Annotated in this window: 21 protein-coding genes, 3 tRNA genes, 1 pseudogene and 1 riboswitch; of the genes and pseudogenes, 17 read left to right on the plus strand and 8 right to left on the minus strand. The window is 66.1% G+C overall.

The window, feature by feature from the left end; genetic code table 11:
- Window positions 1-13: 13 nt before the first annotated feature.
- On the plus strand, window positions 14-310 hold the full coding sequence (locus NU1_RS10875) for a nuclear transport factor 2 family protein (RefSeq protein WP_084521170.1): 297 nt from the start codon (window positions 14-16) through the stop codon (window positions 308-310).
- A gap of 75 nt (window positions 311-385) precedes the next feature.
- Here NU1_RS10875 and NU1_RS10880 read toward each other — a convergent pair whose 3' ends face one another.
- Window positions 386-1,087, minus strand: a complete 702-nt coding sequence (locus NU1_RS10880; protein WP_245720055.1) for a hypothetical protein — start codon at window positions 1,085-1,087, stop codon at window positions 386-388.
- A gap of 71 nt (window positions 1,088-1,158) precedes the next feature.
- Here NU1_RS10880 and NU1_RS10885 point away from each other — a divergent pair, with 71 nt between their 5' ends.
- Window positions 1,159-1,794 carry a TetR/AcrR family transcriptional regulator gene (locus NU1_RS10885; RefSeq protein WP_067520118.1) on the plus strand — a complete coding sequence of 212 codons (636 nt, stop codon included), beginning with the start codon at window positions 1,159-1,161 and terminating at the stop codon, window positions 1,792-1,794.
- Window positions 1,795-2,069: 275 nt separating this feature from the next.
- On the opposite strand, the gene NU1_RS10890 is transcribed toward NU1_RS10885, so the two are convergent.
- The 3 genes from NU1_RS10890 to NU1_RS10900 all read right to left on the minus strand — a co-directional run bounded on the left by NU1_RS10890 (window position 2,070) and on the right by NU1_RS10900 (window position 2,353).
- A tRNA-His gene (locus NU1_RS10890) sits at window positions 2,070-2,146 on the minus strand.
- Between the two features lie 27 nt (window positions 2,147-2,173).
- Window positions 2,174-2,246 (minus strand) — tRNA-Arg (locus tag NU1_RS10895).
- A gap of 31 nt (window positions 2,247-2,277) precedes the next feature.
- A tRNA-Pro gene (locus NU1_RS10900) sits at window positions 2,278-2,353 on the minus strand.
- A 742-nt stretch (window positions 2,354-3,095) separates the two neighbouring features.
- Between NU1_RS10900 and galE the strand changes: the two genes are divergently transcribed.
- A complete protein-coding gene (gene galE / locus NU1_RS10905; RefSeq protein ID WP_067519960.1) occupies window positions 3,096-4,058 on the plus strand; it encodes a UDP-glucose 4-epimerase GalE in 963 nt (320 codons plus the stop codon).
- Window positions 4,059-4,217: 159 nt separating this feature from the next.
- Here galE and NU1_RS10910 read toward each other — a convergent pair whose 3' ends face one another.
- Window positions 4,218-5,120 (minus strand): LysR family transcriptional regulator, encoded by a 903-nt coding sequence (locus NU1_RS10910; protein WP_067520120.1) that lies wholly within the window; start codon window positions 5,118-5,120, stop codon window positions 4,218-4,220.
- A gap of 96 nt (window positions 5,121-5,216) precedes the next feature.
- On the opposite strand from NU1_RS10910, the gene NU1_RS10915 reads away from it, so the two are divergent.
- The 4 genes from NU1_RS10915 to NU1_RS10930 all read left to right on the plus strand — a co-directional run bounded on the left by NU1_RS10915 (window position 5,217) and on the right by NU1_RS10930 (window position 10,726).
- On the plus strand, window positions 5,217-6,494 hold the full coding sequence (locus NU1_RS10915; protein WP_067519963.1) for an MFS transporter: 1,278 nt from the start codon (window positions 5,217-5,219) through the stop codon (window positions 6,492-6,494).
- Window positions 6,495-6,580: 86 nt separating this feature from the next.
- Window positions 6,581-6,751, plus strand: a riboswitch (M-box (ykoK) riboswitch).
- Between the two features lie 213 nt (window positions 6,752-6,964).
- Window positions 6,965-7,669, plus strand: coding sequence for an MgtC/SapB family protein (locus tag NU1_RS10920; protein ID WP_067519968.1), 705 nt, complete (start codon window positions 6,965-6,967; stop codon window positions 7,667-7,669).
- On the plus strand, window positions 7,669-9,405 hold the full coding sequence (locus tag NU1_RS10925; protein WP_067519969.1) for an ABC transporter permease: 1,737 nt from the start codon (window positions 7,669-7,671) through the stop codon (window positions 9,403-9,405). Before NU1_RS10920 ends, NU1_RS10925 begins: the two co-directional genes overlap by 1 nt.
- A 13-nt stretch (window positions 9,406-9,418) precedes the next feature.
- A complete protein-coding gene (locus NU1_RS10930) occupies window positions 9,419-10,726 on the plus strand; it encodes an ABC transporter ATP-binding protein (protein WP_067519970.1) in 1,308 nt (435 codons plus the stop codon).
- Here NU1_RS10930 and NU1_RS10935 read toward each other — a convergent pair whose 3' ends face one another.
- Window positions 10,727-12,259 carry a DHA2 family efflux MFS transporter permease subunit gene (locus tag NU1_RS10935; protein WP_067520122.1) on the minus strand — a complete coding sequence of 511 codons (1,533 nt, stop codon included), beginning with the start codon at window positions 12,257-12,259 and terminating at the stop codon, window positions 10,727-10,729.
- A 511-nt stretch (window positions 12,260-12,770) separates the two neighbouring features.
- Here NU1_RS10935 and NU1_RS10940 point away from each other — a divergent pair.
- The 8 genes from NU1_RS10940 (at window position 12,771) to NU1_RS10975 (ending at window position 21,613) form a co-directional block, all read left to right on the plus strand.
- Window positions 12,771-13,166 (plus strand): cold-shock protein, encoded by a 396-nt coding sequence (locus NU1_RS10940; protein WP_067519971.1) that lies wholly within the window; start codon window positions 12,771-12,773, stop codon window positions 13,164-13,166.
- 151 nt (window positions 13,167-13,317) lie between these two features.
- Window positions 13,318-14,421 carry an ATP-dependent DNA ligase gene (locus NU1_RS10945; RefSeq protein WP_218027823.1) on the plus strand — a complete coding sequence of 368 codons (1,104 nt, stop codon included), beginning with the start codon at window positions 13,318-13,320 and terminating at the stop codon, window positions 14,419-14,421.
- Window positions 14,422-14,518: 97 nt separating this feature from the next.
- Window positions 14,519-15,583, plus strand: a complete 1,065-nt coding sequence (locus tag NU1_RS10950; protein ID WP_067519975.1) for a DNA polymerase domain-containing protein — start codon at window positions 14,519-14,521, stop codon at window positions 15,581-15,583.
- Window positions 15,584-16,006: 423 nt separating this feature from the next.
- Entirely contained in the window at window positions 16,007-16,312 is a 306-nt protein-coding gene (gene acpM, locus NU1_RS10955; protein ID WP_067519976.1) for a meromycolate extension acyl carrier protein AcpM, read from the plus strand.
- Window positions 16,309-17,571, plus strand: coding sequence for a KasA/KasB family beta-ketoacyl-ACP synthase (locus NU1_RS10960; protein WP_067519977.1), 1,263 nt, complete (start codon window positions 16,309-16,311; stop codon window positions 17,569-17,571). The genes acpM and NU1_RS10960 overlap by 4 nt, the downstream gene beginning before the upstream one ends.
- Before the next feature lie 191 nt (window positions 17,572-17,762).
- Complete coding sequence (locus tag NU1_RS10965; RefSeq protein WP_067519980.1) at window positions 17,763-18,755, plus strand: beta-ketoacyl-ACP synthase III; 993 nt, start codon at window positions 17,763-17,765, stop codon at window positions 18,753-18,755.
- A 68-nt stretch (window positions 18,756-18,823) separates the two neighbouring features.
- Window positions 18,824-20,587, plus strand: a complete 1,764-nt coding sequence (locus tag NU1_RS10970) for a penicillin-binding transpeptidase domain-containing protein (protein ID WP_067519981.1) — start codon at window positions 18,824-18,826, stop codon at window positions 20,585-20,587.
- 252 nt (window positions 20,588-20,839) lie between these two features.
- Entirely contained in the window at window positions 20,840-21,613 is a 774-nt protein-coding gene (locus tag NU1_RS10975; RefSeq protein WP_084521172.1) for a hypothetical protein, read from the plus strand.
- Window positions 21,614-21,708: 95 nt separating this feature from the next.
- Here NU1_RS10975 and NU1_RS43165 read toward each other — a convergent pair.
- A pseudogene (locus NU1_RS43165) lies at window positions 21,709-22,014 on the minus strand (SulP family inorganic anion transporter); the annotation flags it as partial.
- On the opposite strand from NU1_RS43165, the gene NU1_RS43170 reads away from it, so the two are divergent.
- The gene (locus NU1_RS43170; RefSeq protein WP_169815035.1) at window positions 21,983-22,462 is read left to right on the plus strand and encodes a hypothetical protein; all 480 of its coding nucleotides are present in this window, start codon (window positions 21,983-21,985) and stop codon (window positions 22,460-22,462) included. The pseudogene NU1_RS43165 and the gene NU1_RS43170 overlap by 32 nt on opposite strands.
- Window positions 22,463-22,472: 10 nt before the next feature.
- Window positions 22,473-23,156 carry a GDSL-type esterase/lipase family protein gene (locus tag NU1_RS40235; RefSeq protein WP_084521191.1) on the plus strand — a complete coding sequence of 228 codons (684 nt, stop codon included), beginning with the start codon at window positions 22,473-22,475 and terminating at the stop codon, window positions 23,154-23,156.
- Between the two features lie 44 nt (window positions 23,157-23,200).
- On the opposite strand, the gene NU1_RS10990 is transcribed toward NU1_RS40235, so the two are convergent.
- The gene (locus NU1_RS10990) at window positions 23,201-23,392 is read right to left on the minus strand and encodes a hypothetical protein (RefSeq protein ID WP_157552096.1); all 192 of its coding nucleotides are present in this window, start codon (window positions 23,390-23,392) and stop codon (window positions 23,201-23,203) included.
- Between the last annotated feature and the right edge of the window lie 6 nt (window positions 23,393-23,398).

The raw sequence follows: 23,398 nt of genomic DNA on the forward strand, positions 1-23,398 counted from the left end.
TAGCGTCGAATCCATGGACCGCCACGCGGTAGCCAAGTGGGTCGACACCTACCAACGGGCCTGGCGCACAGCCGGTACCGACACCCTGAGCGACTTGTTCGTCCCGGACGCGCAGTACCTGGTCTCCCCCTGGGCAACACCGGTCACCGGGCTCGAAGCGCTGGCCGGGTTCTGGGAAGCGGGCCGCGACGGCCCGAACGAGCCCTTCACGATGACGTCCGAGGTGGTCGCGGTCGACGGTGACACCGCGGTGGTGCGGGTATCGGTCACTCGACATTCGTCACGAATATCTAGCACACGTCACGAATAGCGCTGCCGCCGAAGGCTTTTCCCGCCGCGGCGCGGTCATGAGGTAGTTGCGCGGCGAAGTCGGGCAGTGGGGAGTTCAGGCGAGGGAAGTGCTCGGCTGTGGGCTGACCGAGTGGCTTCGGCGAATGAGGGTGACGCCGTACCCCACGAGCCAGACCACCCACAGCAACCAGCCGGAGAGCCCCAGGAGGTTGACCGCACCGGGATCGTCGAATGCGACAGGAAGGAAGACAGCCGAGCTGAATTGCAGTGCGGCAGCGGTGAATCCGAGAGCGGCATGCCATGGTCGAATGAGTCCCCCGCGTACGCCGCCGACGGACAGTCCGATCATGGCCAGGGCGAGAAAAGTTCCGTTGAGTACGAAGAATCCCCCGTTCATCGCCCATATTCCCACGCTCGCGGAGCGGTCGCCTGTTGTGCTGGTGAGTGCGAGCCGGGTCGCGGTCACGCCGGCGAACATGATGTTCTGCATGATGAGTCCGGCGAAGCCGACCAGGGACCACGCCTCACCGCGTGCGCGCTCGGCGGGCCACAGTGCGGCGACGACGCTGGCGCCGAACAAGGTGGCCAGTATCCAGACCAGCGGCGTCAAGGCCGATGTGCCGCGGACGAGATCGCTGTCGGTGTCGAAGAATTCGGTGACCTCGCCGATCGGGTCACCGAGCAGCGGGAGGCCGGCAGGCGCCAGGACCAGGTTGGTGCCCAGAATCAGGGCGGCGAAGCCTATGGCGGCGAGACCGCCGATGCGGGAGAAGCTCATGGTATCCCTTTCGAGCACGGTGCGTGACCATGTTTGGTATTCCATTGAGTATATTGATTATAAGTAGCGAAAAGTCAATGGAGGGATCGATGACCGAGAACCAGGCGCGCCGCCGCTACGACTCATTGCGCCGAACCACTCAGGCGCTGGAGACGCGTGCCGAGATCGCCCGTGCCGCCCGCAGGCTCTTCGTCGCTCAGGGGTGGGCGGGCACCACCGTCCGTGACGTGGCCCGGGAAGCCGGTGTCTCGGCACCCACGATCTACGCCACGTACCAGAACAAGGCCGGCCTGACCCAGGCGCTGGTGGATGCCGCCGACCTGTCCGCGGAACCTGCCCGGATGCTGGCGGAACTGGAGGATCCGCAGGCCGCGCCGGAACGACAACTGGCCGCCATGGCGGCGTTCGATCGGCGGTTGTACGAACGCGCGGGCGATATCATCGCGCTGATCCGCGAGGCGGCCCGTACCGAACCGGAGCTGGCCGCGATCTACACCGACGGACGTCGGGCGGCCGACCGGACCCGCATCCAGGTCTTCTCGTCGTGGCCGGACGGCACGCTTCGTCCTGGCCTCGACCTCGACTCTGCGGTGGATATCTACGCGGCACTGTGCAACATCGACATCTACGCCACCTTCGTCGACGAACGCGGCTGGCACCCCGATCGGGTCGAACACTGGTGGGGCGAGGTGTTGCCGCGCGAACTCCTCGACCCCGACCGCTGACCGAGCGACATCGGTGTCAAGTATTCCCTTCAGCCAGTGCGGCCGTGCCGTGGGCGTCGCTGCCCGACGCCCGTTCCAGCACGAGTGCGCGGTCGACGCTGAACCCGTAGGCATCGGCTGGCTGATCGCCCCATGTGCAAACACTCGCCACGCTCATCGACGGACACGACCCCGACACGCTGGCTGCCGAAGCGGCCCATGCGGGAAGTCGACGGTGAGGAAACTGGTCGCGGTGCGCGAACTGCCCCTTGGAGGACGGTTCGCGCACCGCGAAATGGGGTGGGCGACGGGACTCGAACCCGCTTTCTTCAGTTCCACACACTGATGCCTCGACCGCTTCGGCATCGCTCACCATGCGACCCACGCGTGCGGGTCATCGAGCCTTCGAGAGGATTCGAACCTCCACGCCCCTGATTCGAAGTCAGGTGCTCTATCCGTTGAGCTACGAAGGCACTTCGACCACCGCGGCTCGGTGGTCGGCTGTCGGGACGGCGAGATTCGAACTCACAGCCTCCTGCACCCAAAGCAGGCGCTCTGCGCAAATTGGAGCTACATCCCGGGAATCGTTGCGGCGGAAAGAAAGAGGGCCGCTCCGTCGGCTTCAGCCGGTGGCGCGACCCGGTGAACAGGTGAATTGGGGCCTGTTCAGGGACCGCTGGTGACGCTGCGGCGCGACGGGAATACCGACGGAACAACGGATTCCGGGACAGCGGTGCGCCGAGTATGGGCGGAGACCGGATGCCGGGTCATCGTCATTCCTTTCGTCGTTGTTGTTCCTTCGACGCTAACACCGGTCTGCGTATTCCGGTATCGATTAATTCCTGTCATTCCGGGGTGGGCCGGAGATTCCGCATCACCTGGATTGGGACGCCTGGCCGGACGCGGTGCGGCGGCGGGGCATCGGGGGGTGACCATTTGAGCGCTTCGGGCCGATCGGCTTCGTGCCGGATCATGCAGGCAGCAGGGCACACCGCACCGGACGGACCGGGCGCGTCATGACCTTCTGGGCCATTCGCCGTGGGATCCATTGTGGCCATGCGCTTTTGCTGGCAACGTGCTGACTACGCGACGAGGAGGCGATCTCCGCCGCCTCTTCGTCGCGCCCACCGTATTCCGCCGCCACTCGCGGCCATGCCACTCGGCACCCAGACCACACCCGACCTACCGGTCGTTCGGGCGATTTCCCGCACCGTGCCCAATCGTGACGCATTTGCTCCCGCCGGCGTCCGAACAGGTCCGCGCGCCGAAGAACATCTGCGTGACTCTCCGCGCACGGCACCCACAGACAGAAGGTATTTCGCGTGAAACTGCTCGTCACCGGCGGAGCCGGATATATCGGCGGCACCGTCGCCCACCAGCTCGCCGATGCCGGACACGAGGTGGTCGTGCTCGACGATCTCTCGACCGGGTATGCCGAGAATGTGCCGGAGACCGCGCGGCTGCTCCAGATTCCGGTGCACCGCGCCGACGATGTGCTGACCCCGGGCAGCGGCTTCGACGCGGTCGTGCACTTCGCCGCCAAGATCGAGGTCGCTGAATCGGTCGCCGATCCGGACCGGTTCTGGCACACCAATATCGAAGGCTCGCTGGCGCTGATGCGGGCGATGCGCCGGGCGGGAGTGCGCAAATTGATCTGCTCCTCCACCGGTTCGATGTACACCGGCGCGGCCCCGTTCACCGAGGACTCCGCCGTCGGGCCGCGCAATCCCTACGCGGCCACCAAATGGACCGTCGATCAGATGATCGACGGCGCGTGCCGCGCCTACGGCTTGGGAGCGGCGTCGCTGCGCTACTTCAACGCCGCCGGAGCCGTCCGGCTCCCCGGCGGCCGCTGGCTCGGCGAACGCCACGACCCCGAAACCCACCTGATCCCGATCCTGCTGCAATGCGCTGGCGGACAACGTGATTCGTTCACCCTCTACGGCGACGACTACCCCACCCCCGACGGCACCTGCGTCCGCGACTACGTCCACGTCTCCGACCTGGCCGCCGCGCACCTGCTCGCCCTCGAGGATCTGGAGCCGGGCCGCTACGACGTGTTCAACCTCGGCAACGGCGCGGGCTACTCCAACCGCGAGGTCCTCGACACCGTCCGTGAGGTCACCGGCCGCACCTTCCCCGTCACCATCGCCGCCCACCGCCCCGGCGACCCCGCGACCTCCGTCGCCGCCAGCACCAAGGCCAGCGCGGTACTGGGCTGGAAACCCCAACGGCCCAACCTGTCCGACATCGTCTCCGACGCATGGGAGTTCCATCGCCGCTAGTCACAGCCGCGGCCGAACCACCGAACCTCAGCGTTCCGGTTGTCGGCCCGGAGATCAGCCGTGCGGAGTTGTTCCGGTATTTCACGTTGACCCGGCCGATCTGGCGTTTGTCGATCCTGGTCGCGGCCGGGACCCGGCAGACCCGGTTGGGGTTTTCGGTCAGTGTCCCGACGGCGTCCAGTGCTGCCCGGCGATCTGGGTGATCTCGCGCAAAACCCGGGTAGGCCGACGGTCCTTGTGGCGGACCAGGAAGATGTCCAGGACCACCCTCCGAGTCCAGGGCAGGACCACCAACTCGCCGCGTCCGACCTCGTCGACGACGGACATGGCGGGCAGCATGGCGACCCCCAGTCCTGCCGTGGCGCAGCGCTTGAGCGCTTCCATGCTGACGAACTCCATGGTTGTGGGATGAATACCCTCGTTGCGTAACTCCCGGTCCATGACCGCACGTTGAGCGCAGCCCTGTTCGATGAGCAGCAGCGTTTCCGAGGCGAGGTCCTCAGTCGTGACGGACGGGCACGAGCACAGCCGGTGCGCGGGCGGGGCGACCAGCCGCATGGGCTCGTGGGCAATGCGCTCGGCGTGGAGCATGGGTTCGTCGACCGTTTCCTCGAGTAGGAACCCCACATCGAGGGTGCCGTTGGACAGGGAGGTGACCAGGGGTACCCGGCCTGCGGGTCCGAAGACGACCTGAAGCAGCGGGAACCGATCCTGCAGGCAGCGCAGCACTGGCGGCAGGCGGTACGCACACAAGCTCTCGGGCGCGGCGATCCGCAAGGTGCTCTTGATTTTTCGGGGGTCGTCGGCAGCTCCGTGCACCGCTTCCCGCGCCTGCTGAGCGTGGCTGAGCAGTGCTGGGGCATGCGCGCACAGTTCCCTGCCGGAATCGGTGAGCGCGACGCGGCGCCCGAGGCGTTCGAACAGGCGCACGCCGAGATCGGCTTCGAGCGCCTTGATCTGCGCGGTGACGCTGGATTGCGCATAGCCCAGCTCGTGAGCGGCCCGGGTGAAGTTGAGGTGCCGCGCGACAGACAAGAACGTCGTCAGGTGCTTCAACTCCATGGCGACGAGCGTATCCGACATCAATCGTCAGAGCCGATTGATACGATAGAAAACTGTCGTTGGACGCGATGGATTGAGTACCCGTACAACTCGACTATGGCTGTTTCCACGTCACGACACCGCGGCAGCGAGGGCGGTCGGCGGCCGCCTGGGGGGCGAAACTTCGGGTTGCTGCTGGCGGCGACGCTGGGCACCTTCGCCAACTACGCACCGATGCTGTCGGTGGTGCCGCTGTGGTCCGCCGACGGCGGCGCCTCCCACAGCGGTGTGGGCGCGGCCACCGGGGTGACCATGGGCACCACGGTCGCCATTCAGCTGTGCATGCGGTGGCTGCTGCGGCGGTTTACCCTGCGCGCGATACTCGCCACCGGGGCACTCGTTTTGGGGGTGCCGACCTTCGGCTACCTGTTCTCCTCCGAACTGGCCTGGGTGTTGACGGTCTCCGCGGTCCGCGGCGTCGGCTTCGGAATGGTGGCCGTCGCTGGCAGCGCTCTGGTGGCCGAGATGGTCCCGGCCGGGCAGCGCGGCAGAGCAGTAGGGTGGTACGGAATCGCGGTGGGACTACCACAAATGGTTCTTCTGCCACTTGCGGTATGGACTACACAGCAACTCGGATTCGCCGCCGTCTTCGTGGCAGCAGCCCTCGCGAGCCTCGCGGCGGTGCCACTGACCACCATGATGACGACGCCTCGGGCCGAACCTGCCCAGCGACACCGATCCAGCGCAGCGACCTCCCTTTCGGCGGACTCCTCCGATTCGGCGGACTCCTCCGAGATCTCTGGTATGTCAACCACCTCCGGCATCGCGACCGTTGTGAGCAGCCGCGTGCTGACCGCCCCGTGGCTGCTGCTGATCACGACAGCTTGCGCGTTGGGCGGGGTGACGTCCTTCCTGCCCTTGGCGCTGGGGAACCCGACCACCGCCTCGATTGTGCTGCTGGTCCTGACCGCCATGTCCATCCTCGGCCGATGGCTGGCCGGGGTGTACAGCGACCGGACGACATCGGGCCGACTGCTGGCGCCGGGGGTCGCGTCCTGCGCCCTGGGAATGGCCGGTATGGCGGTGGCGACCGGGATGTCTTCGGGTACAGCGGCTCTCGCGGTGGCGGCGGCCGCCGTCTTCGGTTTGGGATTCGGTGCCGTGCAGAACGACACGCTGGTGGTGATGTTCCGCCGCGTCGGCCCCACCGGGCACGGCACCGCCAGCACCGCATGGAACATGGCCTACGACGCCGGCATCGGCATCGGTTCCCTCACCGTCGGCCTGCTCGCCCTGGGCTCGACCTTACCGAAAGCCTTGCTGGCCACCGCCGTTCCGATCCTCGCCACCCTGCCCTGTGCCTGGTTGACCAACCAGCGAGAAAAGTCATTCTGAGCCAACCGACGAAACGACCACCCCCTGTTGCCCCGCCCACAATGGTTTGCCAAACCCCGGCTGCCGGGTGTTTACTCGCTGACGCAAGGTGCCATCGTTCGCTGAGGCTCCTTCGCGGATACAGGCTGGCGATCGTAAACGTCGAGAGACGCCACCGATCAGGACAGGTCTCCCCGGATTAAGGGGTGATCCCGACCAGCTCCCCGACCCCGGGGTTACGCCGTGAAGTGCCAAAGGTCTTACGAGGAGCGGTACCCGAACCGGTTATTCGAGCCGGTCCCCACTCCCCTTGGCACCGGACTGCCGCGTGCTGTCCTGCCAGTGAAGGAGGTGATCGCCGTGCCTGACGGAAATGACGACTATGCGTTAGCCAATCATTTACTCGGCGACACCCCGCACGGCACCAGAGGATAGGAAACTCTCGGTAGCGTGCGGCTGGCTGGTGCGCCGACCTTTCTCGGGAGAGCGTCATGCAGACGTGGGAAATGCTGTTTCGGCTGCTGGCCGGAGTAAGCCTGGGCGCGGTCATCGGGTTCGAGCGACAGTTCCGGGCACGGATGGCCGGGTTGCGGACGAACGCACTGGTCGCCGCGGGAGCCACCTTGTTCGTGCTGTTGTCGGCGCACGGTTTCAATGGCGGGACCGCTGATCCGACCCGGGTCGCGGCGCAAATTGTTTCCGGTATCGGATTTCTCGGCGCGGGTGTGATCCTGCGTGACGGATTCAATGTGCGCGGACTCAATACCGCCGCGACACTGTGGTGTTCGGCGGCGATCGGCTCCCTCGCCGGTGCGGGCATGCTGCCCACCGCCGTGGCGGGCACCGGTGTGGTCGTCATCGTCAATACCGCGCTGCGGGCGGCCGGACGCAAGGTCGATCGGCGCCCGGAGGCCGGTGACGAGGAAATCACCCTCTACCGGTTCATCGCGGTCACCGATGACGCGCACGAAGCCCATATTCGCGCACTGCTCGTCCAATCGTTGACCCGCACCGACTTCCAATTGGCGTCCATCGCCAGCTCCGATATCGGATCCGATCGCGTCGAGGTGCGCGCGGAAATGATGGCCGACCGCCGCGACGACCGGCAAATGGAGTCGGCGGTCAGCCGGTTGAGCCTGGAACCGCATGTGACCAGCGTCGGCTGGCGCATTCTCGACCCCGCCAAGGAGCAGTGATGGCCACCCTGCGCTCCTACCCGACCCGCGACGCGATGGACCGGCCGCGGTCGCGGTGGGCCGATATCGCGGTCTTCGCCGCCGCGGCGGTGCTGATCTGGCTGGTGGTGCGACTGACCCAGGGCATGGACACGCCCTTCGACGAAACCCACGCCCAGACCGCCATTTCCACCGATCCGGCGGATCTGCCCTACTACGCGGCCCGGTCGCTGCTGCGCATGTTCCTCGCACTCGGCCTGTCGATCGTGTTCACCTTCGTCTTCGCGACGGCGGCCGCGCGGCTGCCACGCGCGGAGAAGGTCATGCTGCCGCTGCTCGACATTCTGCAGTCGGTGCCGATCCTGGGTTTCCTGGCGGTCACCGTCACCGGATTCATCGCCCTGTTCCCGGGATCGTCGCTGGGTCTGGAATGCGCGTCGATCTTCGCGATCTTCACCTCCCAGGCATGGAATATGGCCTTCGCCTTCCACTCCAGCCTGATGTCGCAACCGCGTGAACTCGATGAGGCCGCCCGCAACCTGAGACTCTCACGCTGGCAACGGTTTTGGCGCGTCGATGTCCCCAGCGGCATGTTCCCCCTCGTCTGGAACGCCATGATGAGCTTCGGTGGCGGCTGGTTCTTCCTCACCGCCGCCGAAGCCATCAGCGTCAACAACCGCGAATACGCCCTCCCCGGTATCGGCTCCTACGTGGCGGCCGCGACCAGCGACGGCGACACCCACAAGGTGCTGCTGGCCATCGCGGTCATGATCGTCATGGTGGTCGGGTTGAATGCGGTGTTCTGGCGGCCGATCACGGTGTGGGCGGAACGATTCCGCAACGAGACCTCCACATCCGAACAGGCCCCACGCAGCCTGATGCTCACCCTGCTGCGCCGCTCCCATACCGCCCCGCTGCTGGGCCGGATACTGGGGCCACTGGTGTATCCGACGGATCGGGTGATGCGAATCTTCGGCCTCGCCGAACCTCCCCTGTATGTGCCGGTGGCGCGTCGCCGCGTCGGCGATGTGCTCTTCGCGACCGTCCTGGGTGCGGCCCTGGTGGCGGGCTGCCTGCTGCTGGTGCGCTACATCGGCGACACCGTCGGCTTCCGCGAAGTCGGTCACGCCGCCGAACTGGGCCTGTTCACCCTGCTGCGGGTGATCGTGCTGCTGATCGTCGCCAGCATCGTCTGGGTGCCGATCGGAGTGTGGATCGGGTTGAACCCCACGGTGTCGCGCATCATGGCGCCCGTGGTGCAGGTCCTGGCGTCGTTCCCCGCCAACTTCCTGTTCCCGCTGGTGGCGGCGGTGCTGGTGGCGACCGGCGCGAGCCTGAACTGGGCGGGCATCGTGCTCATGGCGTTGGGCGCGCAGTGGTACATCCTGTTCAACGTCATCGCCGGAGCCAGCGCGGTACCCAATGACCTGCGTGAGGCGGCGGCGAATCTGCGGCTGCCACGCCCGCTGTGGTGGCGGCGACTCATCCTGCCCGCCGTCTTCCCGTCCTACGTCACCGGCGCGATCACCGCCGCCGGTGGCGCCTGGAACGCCTCCATCGTCGCCGAGATCGTCGAATTCGGTGACACCACCTTGACCGCAAAGGGATTGGGCGCCTACATCACCGAGGCCACCACGGCCGGAGACGGCCCCCGCATCCTCGTCGGCGTCCTGGTGATGAGCGCGTACGTGGTCGGCATCAACCGCCTGTGCTGGCGCCGCCTCTACACCCTCGCCGAACGCCGCTACGCCCTGTGACAGGAGTACGACCATGACCCACACCACCACCGGAGACGTGCTGTTGGAAATCGACGGTGTCGGCATGTCCTTCACCGCCGCCGACGGCGAACAACTCCACGTCCTCGACCACATCGACCTGACCCTGCGCGATGGTGAGATCGTCGCCCTGCTGGGCCGTTCCGGCTCCGGCAAATCCACCCTGCTGCGGCTGGTCGCCGGACTTATCGCACCCACCACCGGCCAGATCCGCTACCGCGGCACACCATTGCGCGCCACCAATCCCGGTGCGGCCATGGTGTTCCAATCCTTCGCGCTGATGCCGTGGCTGACGGTGCAGGACAATGTGGAACTCGGGCTGGCCGCCCGCGGCGTACCGCCGGTGCGGCGGCGCGAACTCGCCCTCGACGCCATCGACCGCATCGGTCTGGACGGTTTCGAATCGGCGTATCCGAAGGAACTGTCCGGCGGTATGCGCCAGCGTGTCGGCTTCGCCCGCGCCCTGGTGCTGGAACCGGATCTGCTGCTGATGGACGAACCGTTCTCGGCCCTGGATGTCCTGACCGCGGAGAACCTTCGCACCGAATTGGTAAACCTGTGGGCCACAACCGATTTCCCGACCCGGTGTGTGTGTATCGTCACCCACAATATCGAGGAGGCCGTGCAACTGGCCGACCGTGTGGTGGTACTCGGCGCCAACCCCGGCCATATCCTCGCCGACGTGCCGGTGACACCGCCGCGCCCGCGCGACCGCCGCGCCCCCGGCTTCGCCGCCCTGGTCGATCACCTCTACGGTCTGCTCACCGGCCGCGCCGGCGAACCCGGTGCGGCACTGCCGGATCCGGGTACCCCGGTCACCACCCCGCTGCCCGACGCGAGTGTCGGTGGGCTGGCGGGTCTGGTCGAACTCGTGCACGGCAGCGGCGACCGCGTCGATCTGCCGGGGATCGCCGGCGAGCTGAACTTCGAACTCGACGATCTACTGCCCCTGGTGGACGCGGCCGCGCTGCTGGGTTTTCTGACCACCGAATCCGGTGATGTCCTCCTGACCGAGGTGGGCGCGCGCTTCGCCACCGCCGATATCCAGGACAGCAAGCGGATTTTCGCCACCCAGGCCCGCAAGCGCGCCCCGCTGGTGCGCACCATCTGCAGTGCGCTGGCGGGCAGTTCCGATCACAGCGCCCGCGCCGATTTCGTCGTGGATCTGCTGCGCCGTTCCTTCTCCCCGGCCGACGCACAGCAACAACTCGCCACAGCGATCGATTGGGGACGCTATGGCGAGCTGTATGACTACGACACCGATTCCGGCCGGATCGCCGCCGATCCGGCCGCCGGCTTGTGACTAGTGCGCCATGATCGGCTTCTCGGCACCCTCGGCCGGAGCGGGCGGTTTGGTGCGCGGCAGGAAGAACGCCGGAATCAGCGTCAACAGCAGCAGCACCAGCGCCACCACGAAGGTGTGCGCGAACGCCTGGGCCGCCTGATCCAAACCGGTCGAGATCGCCTCCGGCGGAATCGTGGCGGCCAACTCCGGACTGAACTGCGAGGCGATGGCGGGCCCGGCGAGCACCCGATTCGCCAGCAGATTGGTCAGCACCACCGAGATGACGGCGGTACCGATGGATCCGGCGGTCTGGTTGATGATGTTCATCAGCGTCGATCCGCGCGCCACCTGCGCGTGGGTCAGCGTCTGAATGGCCGCGGTCATGGTCGGCATCATGGTGCAGCCCATACCCAGACCGGTCACGAACAACGCGGTCAACAGGGCCGGGTAGGAGGTCTCGGCGGTGACCTGGGTCAGGAACGCCATACCCAGTGACAGCAGCCCGATACCGACCATGACGATCTTGCCGGGACCCATCCTGTCGACCAGGCGCCCGGCGATCGGCATGGTCAACATGGCACCGAGTCCCTGCGGCGCGATCAGCAGACCGGCCATCAGGGTCGATTCACCACGCACCTGCTGTAGGTAGCTCGGCAGCAGCAGACTCGACCCGAAGAACGCCATGGCGAACAGCGTCATGGTCAGCACCGCGTAGCGCAGCGACTTGTTCTGGAACAGGCGCAGATCGATGAGCGGATGGCGGGTGCGCATGGCGTGGAAGACGAACGCCACCATCAGCGCCAAACCGATAATGCCGGGAATGAGCACCCGTTTGGCGGTGACGGTGCCCGCCTCCGGAATCGAGGACACCCCGAACAGGAACAGTGCCAGACCCGGTGAGGCCAGCAGCATGCCGACGAAGTCGAACGACTCCGACGGTTCGGGCCGGTCGGCGGGGAAGATCACCCACGCCAGACTCAGCGCGACCATGCCGATGGGCAGGTTGATCAGGAAGATCCAGTGCCAGCTGAAGTCGTCGATCAGCCAGCCACCGAGGATCGGCCCCAGGATCGGGCCCAGCAGCATGGGCACACCCAGCACCGCCATGACGCGGCCGATGCGCCGGGGCCCGGCGGCGTGGGTCATGATCGTCATGCCGAGCGGCATGAGCATGCCGCCACCGAGACCCTGGATCACCCGGAACGCGATGAGCGACTCGATATTCCACGCGGTCGAACACAGCACCGAACCGAGGACGAAGAACACCAGCGCCGCCATGTAGAGGCGTTTGGTACCGAACCTGTCGGCGGCCCACCCGGTCAGCGGGATGACGGTGGCCAGCGCGAGGGTATAGCCGGTCATCGTCCACGCGGCGATGGCGTAGGTGGTCTCGAACTCGGATTGGAATTTGGGGATGGCGACGGTGACGACGGTGATGTCGAGAATCGACATGATCGCGCCGAGTACGACGACGCCCGCGATCTTCAGGACCCGGGCGTCGAGTTTGCCATCGGCCGCATCGGCCGTATTGATATCCGGAGGTGGTGTCACCGCTTCAGCCTGCCAGGTCGAGAGCGGGAGAACCAGCGACATTTCCGCGGTGAGCAGCCAGCACACCGGGCCGACCTCGCGTCTGCGCTGCGACACATCGGGACGTACGCCGATCGGCTCAACAGACCGACCAGTAGCTATATTCTGGCGAGACAACCGCACATCGACTGATCGCCGCCGAGCCGTCGCCCGACCTCCCGTCGCACACCCCGTGCGCGGTCGGTCGCAGCGTCTTGCGCGCGCAAACCCCAGGGGCGCACCACAACTGGAGCGCTCGCACCCACGCGCGCCTCCCGCGTGCGCCGAAACCCGCACCACCGCAACCGGAGTCGACACCCTACCGGCATCCCGCTGCAACATTTTCGGCGCCGCGCACAAAAACCCCAGTGGGGCGGCCGTTACGGGGTCGAAGGTCAGGCAATTGTTCCCGTTCGGTCTTTTCATCCGACAAGGGGCGACTCGCGGGTTACAGTGACCGGCAGAGGGACGCGGCAAGAGGAGCAGGTGTTAGGTGTCCATCGGGAAATTGGTGTCGTTCGATAGTTCTCGGGGGTTCGGATTCATTCGCCCCGAAGATGGCGGTCCAGATGTCTTCGTCCATGTCAATGACATCGGCCTGGACGAGGACGAGTTGCGGCAGGGACGGGTATTCGAATTCGATGTGACCGAGGGTGACAGAGGGCCGAAGGCCATCAACCTGGCCCTCGCCGGCGCGGTCACCGCGCCGGTGCGGCACAAGACCAAGGAGCGTGATCGCCCGATGGGGCAGCTCACCGCCACCGAACATCGGCGACTGATCACCGAACTGCTGCTCGACGCCAGCCCGGCATTGACGGCCGGGGAGATCCTCACCATTCGCGACCGGCTGACCGCCTTCGCCGATGAACAGGGCTGGCTCGAGGGCTGACCCGGCACGCGCATCGGAGCCGCATCACGAGCCGCATCCTCCCGAAAAACTGACCGGTACGGTCGTACGATCTTTGGGGGTGCCGCCCCGACCGGTGATTTTTCGCCGGTCGCGGCGTCTACCTGGGTGAAGCCCTTCCGAAGGAGGTCGTGTGGAGCTGCCCGTGATGCCGCCGGTGAAACCGATGCTGGCCAAATCGGTATCGGCCATACCGCAAGAACCCGGACTGCTGTTCGAACCCAAATGGGACGGCTTCCGCTGCATCGTCTTCCGCGACGGTGCCGAGATCGAACTCGGATCGCGCAACGATCGCCCGCTGACCCGCTACTTCCCCGAACTGGTGGAACTGCTGGCCAAGGCCCTGCCCGACAAATGCGTGGTCGACGGTGAGATCGTGGTCGTCACCGACCAGGGCCTGGACTTCGACACGCTGCAGCAGCGACTGCATCCGGCGGCGTCGCGGGTGAACAAGTTGGCGGTGGAGACTCCGGCCAGTTTCGTCGGGTTCGATCTGCTGGCGTTGGGCGAACGCAACCTCACCGACGAGCCGTTCGCCGAGCGGCGACGCCTGCTGGCGACGGCCCTCGACAACAGCCTCGACCGGGCGCACATTACGCCGATCACCGACGATCCGGCGGTGGCGGCCGACTGGTTCACCCGCTTCGAGGGCGCCGGGTTCGACGGTGTGATGGTGAAGGCCCAGGACCTGCCCTATCTGATGGACAAGCGGGTCATGTTGAAGGTCAAGCACGAACGCACCGCGGACTGTGTGATCGCCGGATTCCGGTGGCACAAGGACGGTGCGGGTGTGGGGTCGCTGCTGCTGGGCCTGTTCGACGACGAGGGCAATCTGCATCATGTCGGCGTGGCCAGCAGTTTCACCGCCGCGCGCCGCCGCGAACTGGTGACCGAGCTGGCCCCGTTGCGGGTCGACGCCCTGGACAATCATCCGTGGCGATCGTGGGCCGACGCCGCCGCGCAAGCCAAGGCCGACGGCAAGATGCCCGGCGGGGTCAGCCGCTGGACCGGCGGCAAAGACCTGTCCTGGGAACCGCTGCGCCCGGAGCTGGTCGGCGAGGTGCGCTATGAGCATGTGATGGCCGGGCGATTGCGCCACGGTGGCCGCCTGGTGCGTTTCCGCGACGACCGCACCCCGCAGTCGTGCACCTACGCCCAGCTCGACGAGGTCGCACCCGCCGAACTGGCCGATATCTTCGCTGAGGCGAGAGCAACCAACGCAAAGGGGAAATCGTGAGCGAACGCGGCGAACGCACCATGGACACAGCGCGCGTCGCGCACGACGACACAGCGCGCGTCGCGCACGTCGGAGCCGAGCGCGGCGAGGTGCGGTCGTGAGTGAGGTGGTCGAGATCGAGGCCGACGGGCACACCGTCACCATCTCCAACCCCGACAAGATCTACTTCACCAAACGCGGTGACACCAAACTGGATTTGGTGCGCTACTACCAGGCGGTCGCCGAACCGCTCCTGGGTGTCATTCGCGACCGGCCGCTGCTGTTGGAACGCTATCCCGATGGGGCGAGCGGGAAGTCGTGGTTTCAGAAGCGGGTGCCCAAATCGGTGCCGGACTGGTTGCGGACCACGGTCGTCTCGACCCCCAACGGCACCACCAGCGACGCCTTGGTCGCGGCCGATCTCGCGCACATTCTGTGGGCGGTCAACCTGGGCTGCCTAGGTTTTCACGTCTGGCCCACGCACGCGGGCGCGGAAGCGAAGAGCACGGCCCCGCCGGTGCACGACGCCGCCGGGACGGTCCTGCCACCGACCGGCATCACCGATGAACTGCGCATCGACCTCGACCCCTCCCCCGGTATCGGCTTCGACGATCTGCGCGCGGCCGCGATCTCGACCCATGAGCTGTGCGCCGAACTCGGTATCGACGTGCGCGTCAAAACCTCCGGGTCGCGCGGTCTGCACCTGTACGCGCTACTGGAACCGAAATGGGACGGCTACCAGGTGCGCGCGGCCGCGGTGGCACTCGCGCGCGAACTCGAACGCCGCCACCCCGACCGCATCACCGCGCAATGGTGGAAAGAGGAACGCGGCAGCCGCGTTTTCGTCGACTTCAACCAGAACGCCCCGCACAAAACGGTTTTCGGCGCATGGTGTGTGCGCCCGAAGGTCGGCGCGCAGGTCTCCACCCCGATCGCCTGGGATCAACTCGACGCCATCGTCCCCGACGAACTGACCATCGCCACCGTACCCGCCCGCGTCGCCGAATTCGGTGACCCGTGGGCCGATCGAATCCCGCAATCGATTGCGCCGCTGCTGGATATGTCGGATAGGGATATGGCCGCCGGGCTCATGGACGCGCCCTGGCCGCCGGTGTATCCGAAAATGCCCAACGAACCGCCGCGGGTGCAGCCGAGCAAGGCACGCAAGGCGGAGGAGAACTAGTCCCGCGGATTCAGGCGTTGATGGCCTTGTTCTGGCCGTTGCCGTGCGCGATGTCGATCTTGCGGGGCTTGGCCTTCTCCGCGACCGGAATGACCAGGACCGAGCCATTTCAGCGACACCTTCCGCACCATGTTCGGATTGACCCCCCACCGGACTGTTGAGCAGTGGCACGCGCTTGATCATCGAGCGGTGACCGCATCGATTGCCCACCGTGGCTATTGGAGACTTCCCACAAAGTCCGCCTCGCAGGTTGGTGCCGCGCCGCCATCTTCGCGCCGCACCCCGCATAGCTATGTTTGGCACCGGTAGCCGACGCAAACCGATTGCGCCACAGCTAGTTCGAGTGGCCGACGGGTTTCCGCACCCGTACCGATCCGGACTGTCGACTACCGATGTTCCAGTCCAACGATAAAGAGGAGATTTGTGGCTACCACGCAGGAGGAGATCGTCGCCGGTATTGCCGAGATCGTCGAGGAGGTCACCGGTATCGAGCCCGAGTCGGTGACGATCGAGAAGGCATTCGTCGACGACCTCGATATCGACTCGCTGTCACTGGTCGAGATCGCCGTACAGCTCGAAGACAAGTACGGCGTCAAGATTCCCGACGAGGACCTGGCGGGCCTGCGGACCGTCGGGGACGCGGTGTCCTATGTGCAGAAAATGGAGGCCGAGAACGCCGAGCTCGCCGCGGAGTTGAAGTCGAAGTTCGAACAGGGCCACGGCGAGTGACGGCCGCGACGTCCAATCCCTTCAGCGCGCGCGGCAACTTCCCCACCGTCGTGGTGACCGCCATGGCGGCCACCACGTCGATCGCCGGCGATATCGACGCGACCTGGAAGGGCCTGCTCGACGGCGAGAGCGGCATCGACACCCTCGAGGACGATTTCGTCACCGAGTACGACCTGCCGGTCCGTATCGGTGGTCATCTGAAGGTGTCACCGGATACCGCGCTCAGCCGCGTCGAGATTCGCCGCATGTCCTATGTGGAGCGGCTGGCGACCGTCCTCGGCCGTGCGGTGTGGCGCGACGCCGGCGCACCGGAGGTCGACCCGCTGCGGCTGGGTGTGGCCATCGGCACCGGACTCGGCGGCTCGGACGCGGTCATCGAATCCAATGACACCATGAAAACCCGGGGCTACCGCAAGATTTCGCCGCTGGCCGTGCAGATGATCATGCCGAACGGGCCCTCGGCGGTCGTGGGGTTGGAACTCGGCGCGAAAGCCGGGGTGGTCACGCCGGTCTCGGCGTGCTCATCGGGATCGGAGGCCATCGCCAACGCCTGGCGGATGATCGCCATGGGTGATGCGGATGTGGTGGTCACCGGCGGTGTCGAGGGCCGTATCGACTCACTGGCGATCGCCGCGTTCGCCATGATGCGGGCCGCGAGCACCCGCAACACCGAGCCACGGGCCGCCTCACGACCGTTCGACGCCGACCGCGACGGGTTCGTCTTCGGTGAAGCGGGTGCGCTGATGGTCCTCGAGAGCGAGGAACACGCCAAGGCGCGTGGCGCCACCATCGCTGCCCGGCTGCTGGGCGCGGGCATCACCTCCGACGGATTCCACCTGGTGGCACCGGATCCGGAGGGAACGGGGGCAGCGCGGGCAATGCGGCGCGCGATGGAGACTGCGGGACTCTCACCCGAGGACGTCACCCATATCAACGCTCACGCGACCGCCACCCCCATCGGCGATCTCGCCGAGGCCAAGGCGATCCACCAGGCCGGACTGGGACACGCCTCGGTGTACGCGCCCAAGTCGGCGCTGGGCCATTCGATCGGCGCCGTCGGCGCGCTCGAATCGGTGCTGACGACACTCAGCATCCGCGACGGTGTCGTCCCCGCGACCCTGAATCTGGACTACCGGGACCCGCGGATCGATCTCGATGTCGTGACCGGTGAATCTCGCCGCCAGGACATAGAGTTCGCGATCAACAACTCGTTCGGATTCGGCGGACACAATGTGGCGCTCGCGTTCGGCCGATACTGACGCTGTTGGCAGATCCCTCCAAAGTTGATCGGTCAAAGTCTACTGATTCGGCAATGACCTGGTGGGACCCGCACAAATAGTGTCCTGTCCGAACGTCTCGATCACTGCGGCCCCGGGCCGCGAATTGGAGGGAACACACCGTGCGGGTGCAGATCAGGTCGACGCCGCGGCCGGAGACGGCGTATGCGGCGATGTTGGGGCTCGGGGTATATCGACCGCGCCGAGTGGTTCCCAACGCCGAGATCGTCGATCGCATCGATTCCTCCGACGAATGGATTCGCACCCGTTCCGGTATCGCGGCCCGCCGGTGGGCCGAACCCGACGAAACCATCGTGGCCATGAGTACCGCGGCCGCGCGCGACGCACTCGCCGCCGCCGGTGTCACCGCCGAGCAGGTGGACGCCGTGGTGCTGGCGACGTCCTCGCAGATGGTGTTGGGGCCGTCGGCGGGCGCGGTGGTGGCGACCGAACTCGGTATGGCCGATACCGCCGCCTTCGACATCTCCGCCGGATGCGCGGGATTCTGCTACGCACTCGCCAACGCGGCCGCTCTGGTGCGGTCGGGTGAGGCCCGCCATGTCCTGGTGATCGGGGTGGAACGACTGTCGGATCTCCTCGATCCCACCGACCGGACGTGCGCGTTCATCTTCGCCGACGGTGCGGGCGCGGCGGTGGTGGGACCGGCCGACACCGAGGGGATCGGCCCGGTCGCGTGGGGTTCGGATGGCAGCCAAACCGCGGCGATCAAACAGGACAAGGACTTTCAGCAGTACTTCACCGAGGTCGCCGCCGCCGAAGCGAGCGGCGGCACCACCGAACGCCCCTACATCCGCATGAACGGTGCGGCGGTATTCCGCTGGGCTGTCACCTTTCTGGAGAAGGCCTGCCGCGACGCCCTCGATCGCGCGGGCATCACCGCCGGCGACCTCGATGCCTTCGTCCCCCATCAGGCCAACAGCCGCATCACCGACGCCCTGATTCGCGTGCTGGGCCTGCCCGACACCGCCGCCGTCGCCCGCGACATCATCGAAACCGGCAATACCAGCGCCGCCTCCATCCCCATGGCCATCGAACAACTGCTGCGTTCCGGGGACGCCGAACCCGGCGATACCGCACTGCTGCTCGGTTTCGGTGCCGGATTGGCCTACGCGGGCCAGGTGGTCCGTCTGCCCCGAATCGGCTGAGACAGACGGGTGATTCGATAGATCGCGCCTGACCTGCCTCGTCGAGAGGCGACGGTAGGGTCGGGCGAATGCGTACCACGACGAGAATGCTCGCCCTGTTCGCTGTTCCGGCACTCACGGTCACCGGGTGTGGGCTGTTCACCGATGAGACCACCGAGAAGATGACCGATGTCGCGAACAGTTTCGCGGACGCGCTCAATGCCGACGACCCGGCCGCCGCGGGTGCGGTGACCACCGACCCGCCGCGCGCCGCCGACACCATCGGCACCCTGTATGAGGGGCTCGGCAAGGACGCGCACTTCGAGGTCACCGGAGTCGATAAGGACGCGGGCACATTCACCCTCGACGCCACCTGGAAGTTCGGTAAAGACGGTCACAACGAGTGGAAATACACCACCACCGGCAAGGTCGACGACACCGGGGACGGCTGGAAGGTCGGCTGGGACGCGGCGACCGTCGCACCGGGACTCGACGCCGGCCCGCTGACCTACAGCGCGGTGTATCCGGAGGCGTCGCGGGTGCTCGCCAGTGACGGCGAGCTGATGACCCAGCAGGTGGTGACGGTGGTGAATGTGTCACCGGGCGCCGACCTGGCCGCGGTCGCGAATCTGATCGGCCCGATCTCCCCGGGCATCACCGCACCGTCATTGCAGTCGGATCTAACTGCGGTGCAAGGCAAACCGATAACCGCGATCACGTTACGCGAAACCGATATCGCGCCGATCGAGACACAGTTGGCGGCGCTGGCCAATGTCACCCTGTCACCGCAGACACGACTGCTCACCGTGGAAAAGGAACTCGCGTCCCCGACATTGGCGGGGCTGGCGCAGCTGTGGCAGTCCGACGCCGACGCCGCGGCCGGATGGGCGGTGCGCGCACAGACCGCGCAGGGCACCCAACGTCTCGCGGGCCGAGATCCCGAGCCCACCACCGATATTCGCACCACCCTGGATCTGGGCTGGCAGCGCGCCGCCGAATCCGCGCTCGCGCCGATCACCCAACCGGCCACCATTGTCGCGATCGCGCCCTCCACCGGCAATGTGGTGGCGATGGCCCAGAATTCGGCCGCCGACACCCAGGGGCCGATCGCGTTGACCGGCCTGTACCCGCCGGGGTCGACCTTCAAGACGGTGACCGTCTCCGCGGCGTTGCAGGCGGGCACGGTAACCCCCGACAGCATCGTCGCGTGCCCGGGCTCGGCGAATATCGAGGGCCGCGTCATCCCCAACGACAATAATTTCGAGCTCGGAAATGTGCCGCTGCACACCGCGTTCGCGCGTTCGTGCAACACCACCATGGGCCGGCTGGCCGTGGATCTGCCGCCGGAGGCGTTGACCGACGCGGCCGCGCAACTGGGACTGGGCATCGACTACGTGACCCCGGGCCTGACCACCGTCACCGGTTCGGTACCGGCCGCCGACACCCCGGCGCTGCGCGTCGAGGAGGGCATCGGCCAGGGCAAGGTCACCGCGTCCCCATTCGGTATGGCCATGGTCGCCGCGTCACTCGCCCACGGTTCGGCCCCGAATCCGACACTGGTCGCCGGACAACCGGGCACCCCCGACCGCACTCCACCGGCACTGCCCGCCACCATCGCAGATCAGGTGAAAACCATGATGCGCGAAACGATTACAGACGGCACCGCCACCCAAATCCGCGATATCCCCGGCCTGCTCGGCAAGACCGGCACCGCGGAGTTCATCGACGACACCCACGCCCACGGCTGGTTCGTCGGCATCAGCGGCGATCTCGCGTTCGCGGTCTTCGTCCACGACGCCAACAGTTCCGGCCCGGCGGTCGAAGCGGCGGGGCGGATGCTGCGGGCACGGTAACAGGCCGGTTCGAGCGATCGACACAGTGCCGCATCAACACGCACCGCGATATCCGATGCCCCCGCAGAAAACCGTACCGTCGAGGAGTTCCGGATACGCCGACGATCGGCAGTCCCGTTCAGCCGCAGCGGAATCCGCGCGTCAGCACTGAACTTTCCGAACAACGACACCTGCGTAACTCCGCGAAGTCCGGCGGCGATGTGGGTACGTCGGGAGCACCCGACCAGACGGTTAGGGGTAAGGCACGTGCGCATGGCAATTCAGCGAGCGATTGTCCTCGTTGCGGCGGCGGTTACCGTTGCCGCCTGTGGCGGCGGGGGCGATTCGGAACCAACAACCGCGGCGAATCCTCCCGGTTCCACGGTCGTCGGCACACCCGGTCCGACCACTACGCCACCGGGTGAGGGAATCCTGGCCGCGGCGCCACCGCCGACGGACAATCCGACGCCGCAGGGCAACGGCACCATCATCGTCACCACCGTCACAACGTCGGGCGACCGCGTACCCCGCGTGCCGGTCTATATCCGCCAGATGGCGCCCTGCGATCCCACCGTTCCGGGAATTCCGCAGCACGCCCAGGAGGCATCCCTCCGCGAAAGCACGACGGACTATGCCGGTGAAGCGGTCTTCACCGCGCCGGTCGGCTGCTACATCGTCGGTATGACCGCTCCCCCGGGTACCTACCCGGCAACCGGGGAATGGCCGAGTCTCTCCATCGCGCGAGAAGGCCAGGTAGCCAACGCGGAATTGCGTTTCCACGACTCCGCGCCCGAGCCGTGCTCGGCCGAAACCATCGCACGCGACCTGGCCGAACAGGGTGCAATCCCCACGGGGACACCATCGGTGCGTGAATGCGACGGGAATTGGGCGGTCGTCTCCTGGGATTCGCCCGGCGACACCCAGCGCATCGTGTACAGCGTCCCGGACCACTGGAGCACGTATCTGGTCTTCCCGCACGACAAGTGCTGGGCGCAGGCCGAGAGCGAGGGGGTCCCAGCACGATTGAAGCCGTACTTCTCCTGCTGAGTGTGTCGACGACCAAGCCGCCCACTGTGTTTCGGCGGGCGGCCCGGTTGGCCCGGTCAGCCGACGTGCGGCAGCACCTCGGTGCCGAACACCGTCGCCGTCATGATGAGGCTGCCGGGCAGGACCGCCAGCGGAGAATACTGCACGACACCGCCGAGACCCGCAACGAGCACGCGCAGAATGACACTGTGGATGGCGGCGGAAACGGCTGTGCGACCGCCGCTTCGGATGTTCACCACAGATCGGACGGTCGCGCCCGTGCTGGCGAGTCCGTCGAACAGGCCGCTGGCGATATTGCCTAGGCCCTGGCCGATCGGCTCCCGGTTGCTGCGGTGCCGGGTGCCGGTGATGTTGTCCATAACCACTGAGGTGAGCAGAGAATCGATGGAACCGAGCAGAGCGGTTCCGTATTTCCCGGCGCCAAACGTCAGCGGTGGTGGAGTCTGCGGGATGCTTCGGTCAGCCGTCGTCCGAGGACGGTGGCCAGTTCTCACCGGTCTCGGTATCGAGCACCTCGAGCGGCTCGACATCGGTGTTGTCAACGAGATTGCTGCGGATCAGCCGCGTGAAGCTCTCAAGCTTGCCGCCGCCAGCGACAGCACTGAAGGGGTTCCGCCTGTGTTACGCAGCCGCAGATTGATTAACGTCGCGCATGCTCAAGTCCATAGCCGAGACAACGCGGATGCGGTGATAACACTTCGTCGCGCGTGCTCGACGGCACCAGAATTCGTCGGTTGCATCCCTCTGGCCCGCACGCTGACCAATGAACTGCTGACCCGTCGAGACGCGCAACGACTCGATGGACTTGCCGAAGTGGCGGAACACCTCGCATATCCGTCTGACATATGAGGAATACAGCATGATCGTTAACCCATCCGCGTTTACCGTCTTGTGTTTTGGCGATTCCAACACTTTCGGCCAACGTTCGGAAGGGAGTGGCCGGTGGCCCGCTGACGTTCGTTGGACTGGTCGGCTACAAGAGATTTTGGGTAACGGGTACTACGTTATCGAGGAGGGTCTCGGAGGTCGCACCGCTGATTTGGACGACCCAGAGCGAAATGATCGCAATGGCCGAACCTACTTCCAGCCCTGCCTCCGCAGCCATTCACCTCTGGACATAGTGGTCATCATGCTGGGGACAAATGATCTCAAAACTAGGTTTGACCGAGGGCCAGAGGACATCGCCACCGCGCTGGACGGTTACATCGACAACATCGAGAGCACGGCATGGACCCGCACGGGCGAAGTGCCTACAACCCTGTTGGTCAGCCCCATCCATCTCGATGCCAGCAAGCCTGGATTTGCCGAGAACAGTTCGGAATACAGTGCTGACTCCGTAGGCAAATCACGCAAACTCGGCGCGGCAATACACAGTGTCGCCGACAAAAGTAATGCGCTGTTCGTAGACGCAGCCACCGTCGCGTGCCCAGGACATGACGGAATACACCTGAGCCGTGACTCACACGAACCGCTAGCCAGGCTGATCGCCAAAACAGTCAGTCTTCGGCCCCAGAAAAGCGGCGGACACTTAGGGAGTGATTAACCGATAAATCACCCAGCTGAGTAGTACAACCTCAGCGACCATGGTCAGTTTTGTTGGATGCGACGGTCGTAGTCGCGCCGAGTTCCCCCCTGGGCGAGCACGTCCAGGGCGGCAAGGATGTGTGGATTCACCGATCGGATGCGGAAGAAAACGAGCGTGAACAAGGCCGCGACAACCAAGTAGATCACCTGTGGGGCCGGTCCAACACTGCTGCCGATACCGATGAGCGCGAACACTGCGAA

The organism is Nocardia uniformis NBRC 13702 (genome assembly GCF_001613345.1).
Classification (GTDB): domain Bacteria; phylum Actinomycetota; class Actinomycetes; order Mycobacteriales; family Mycobacteriaceae; genus Nocardia; species Nocardia uniformis.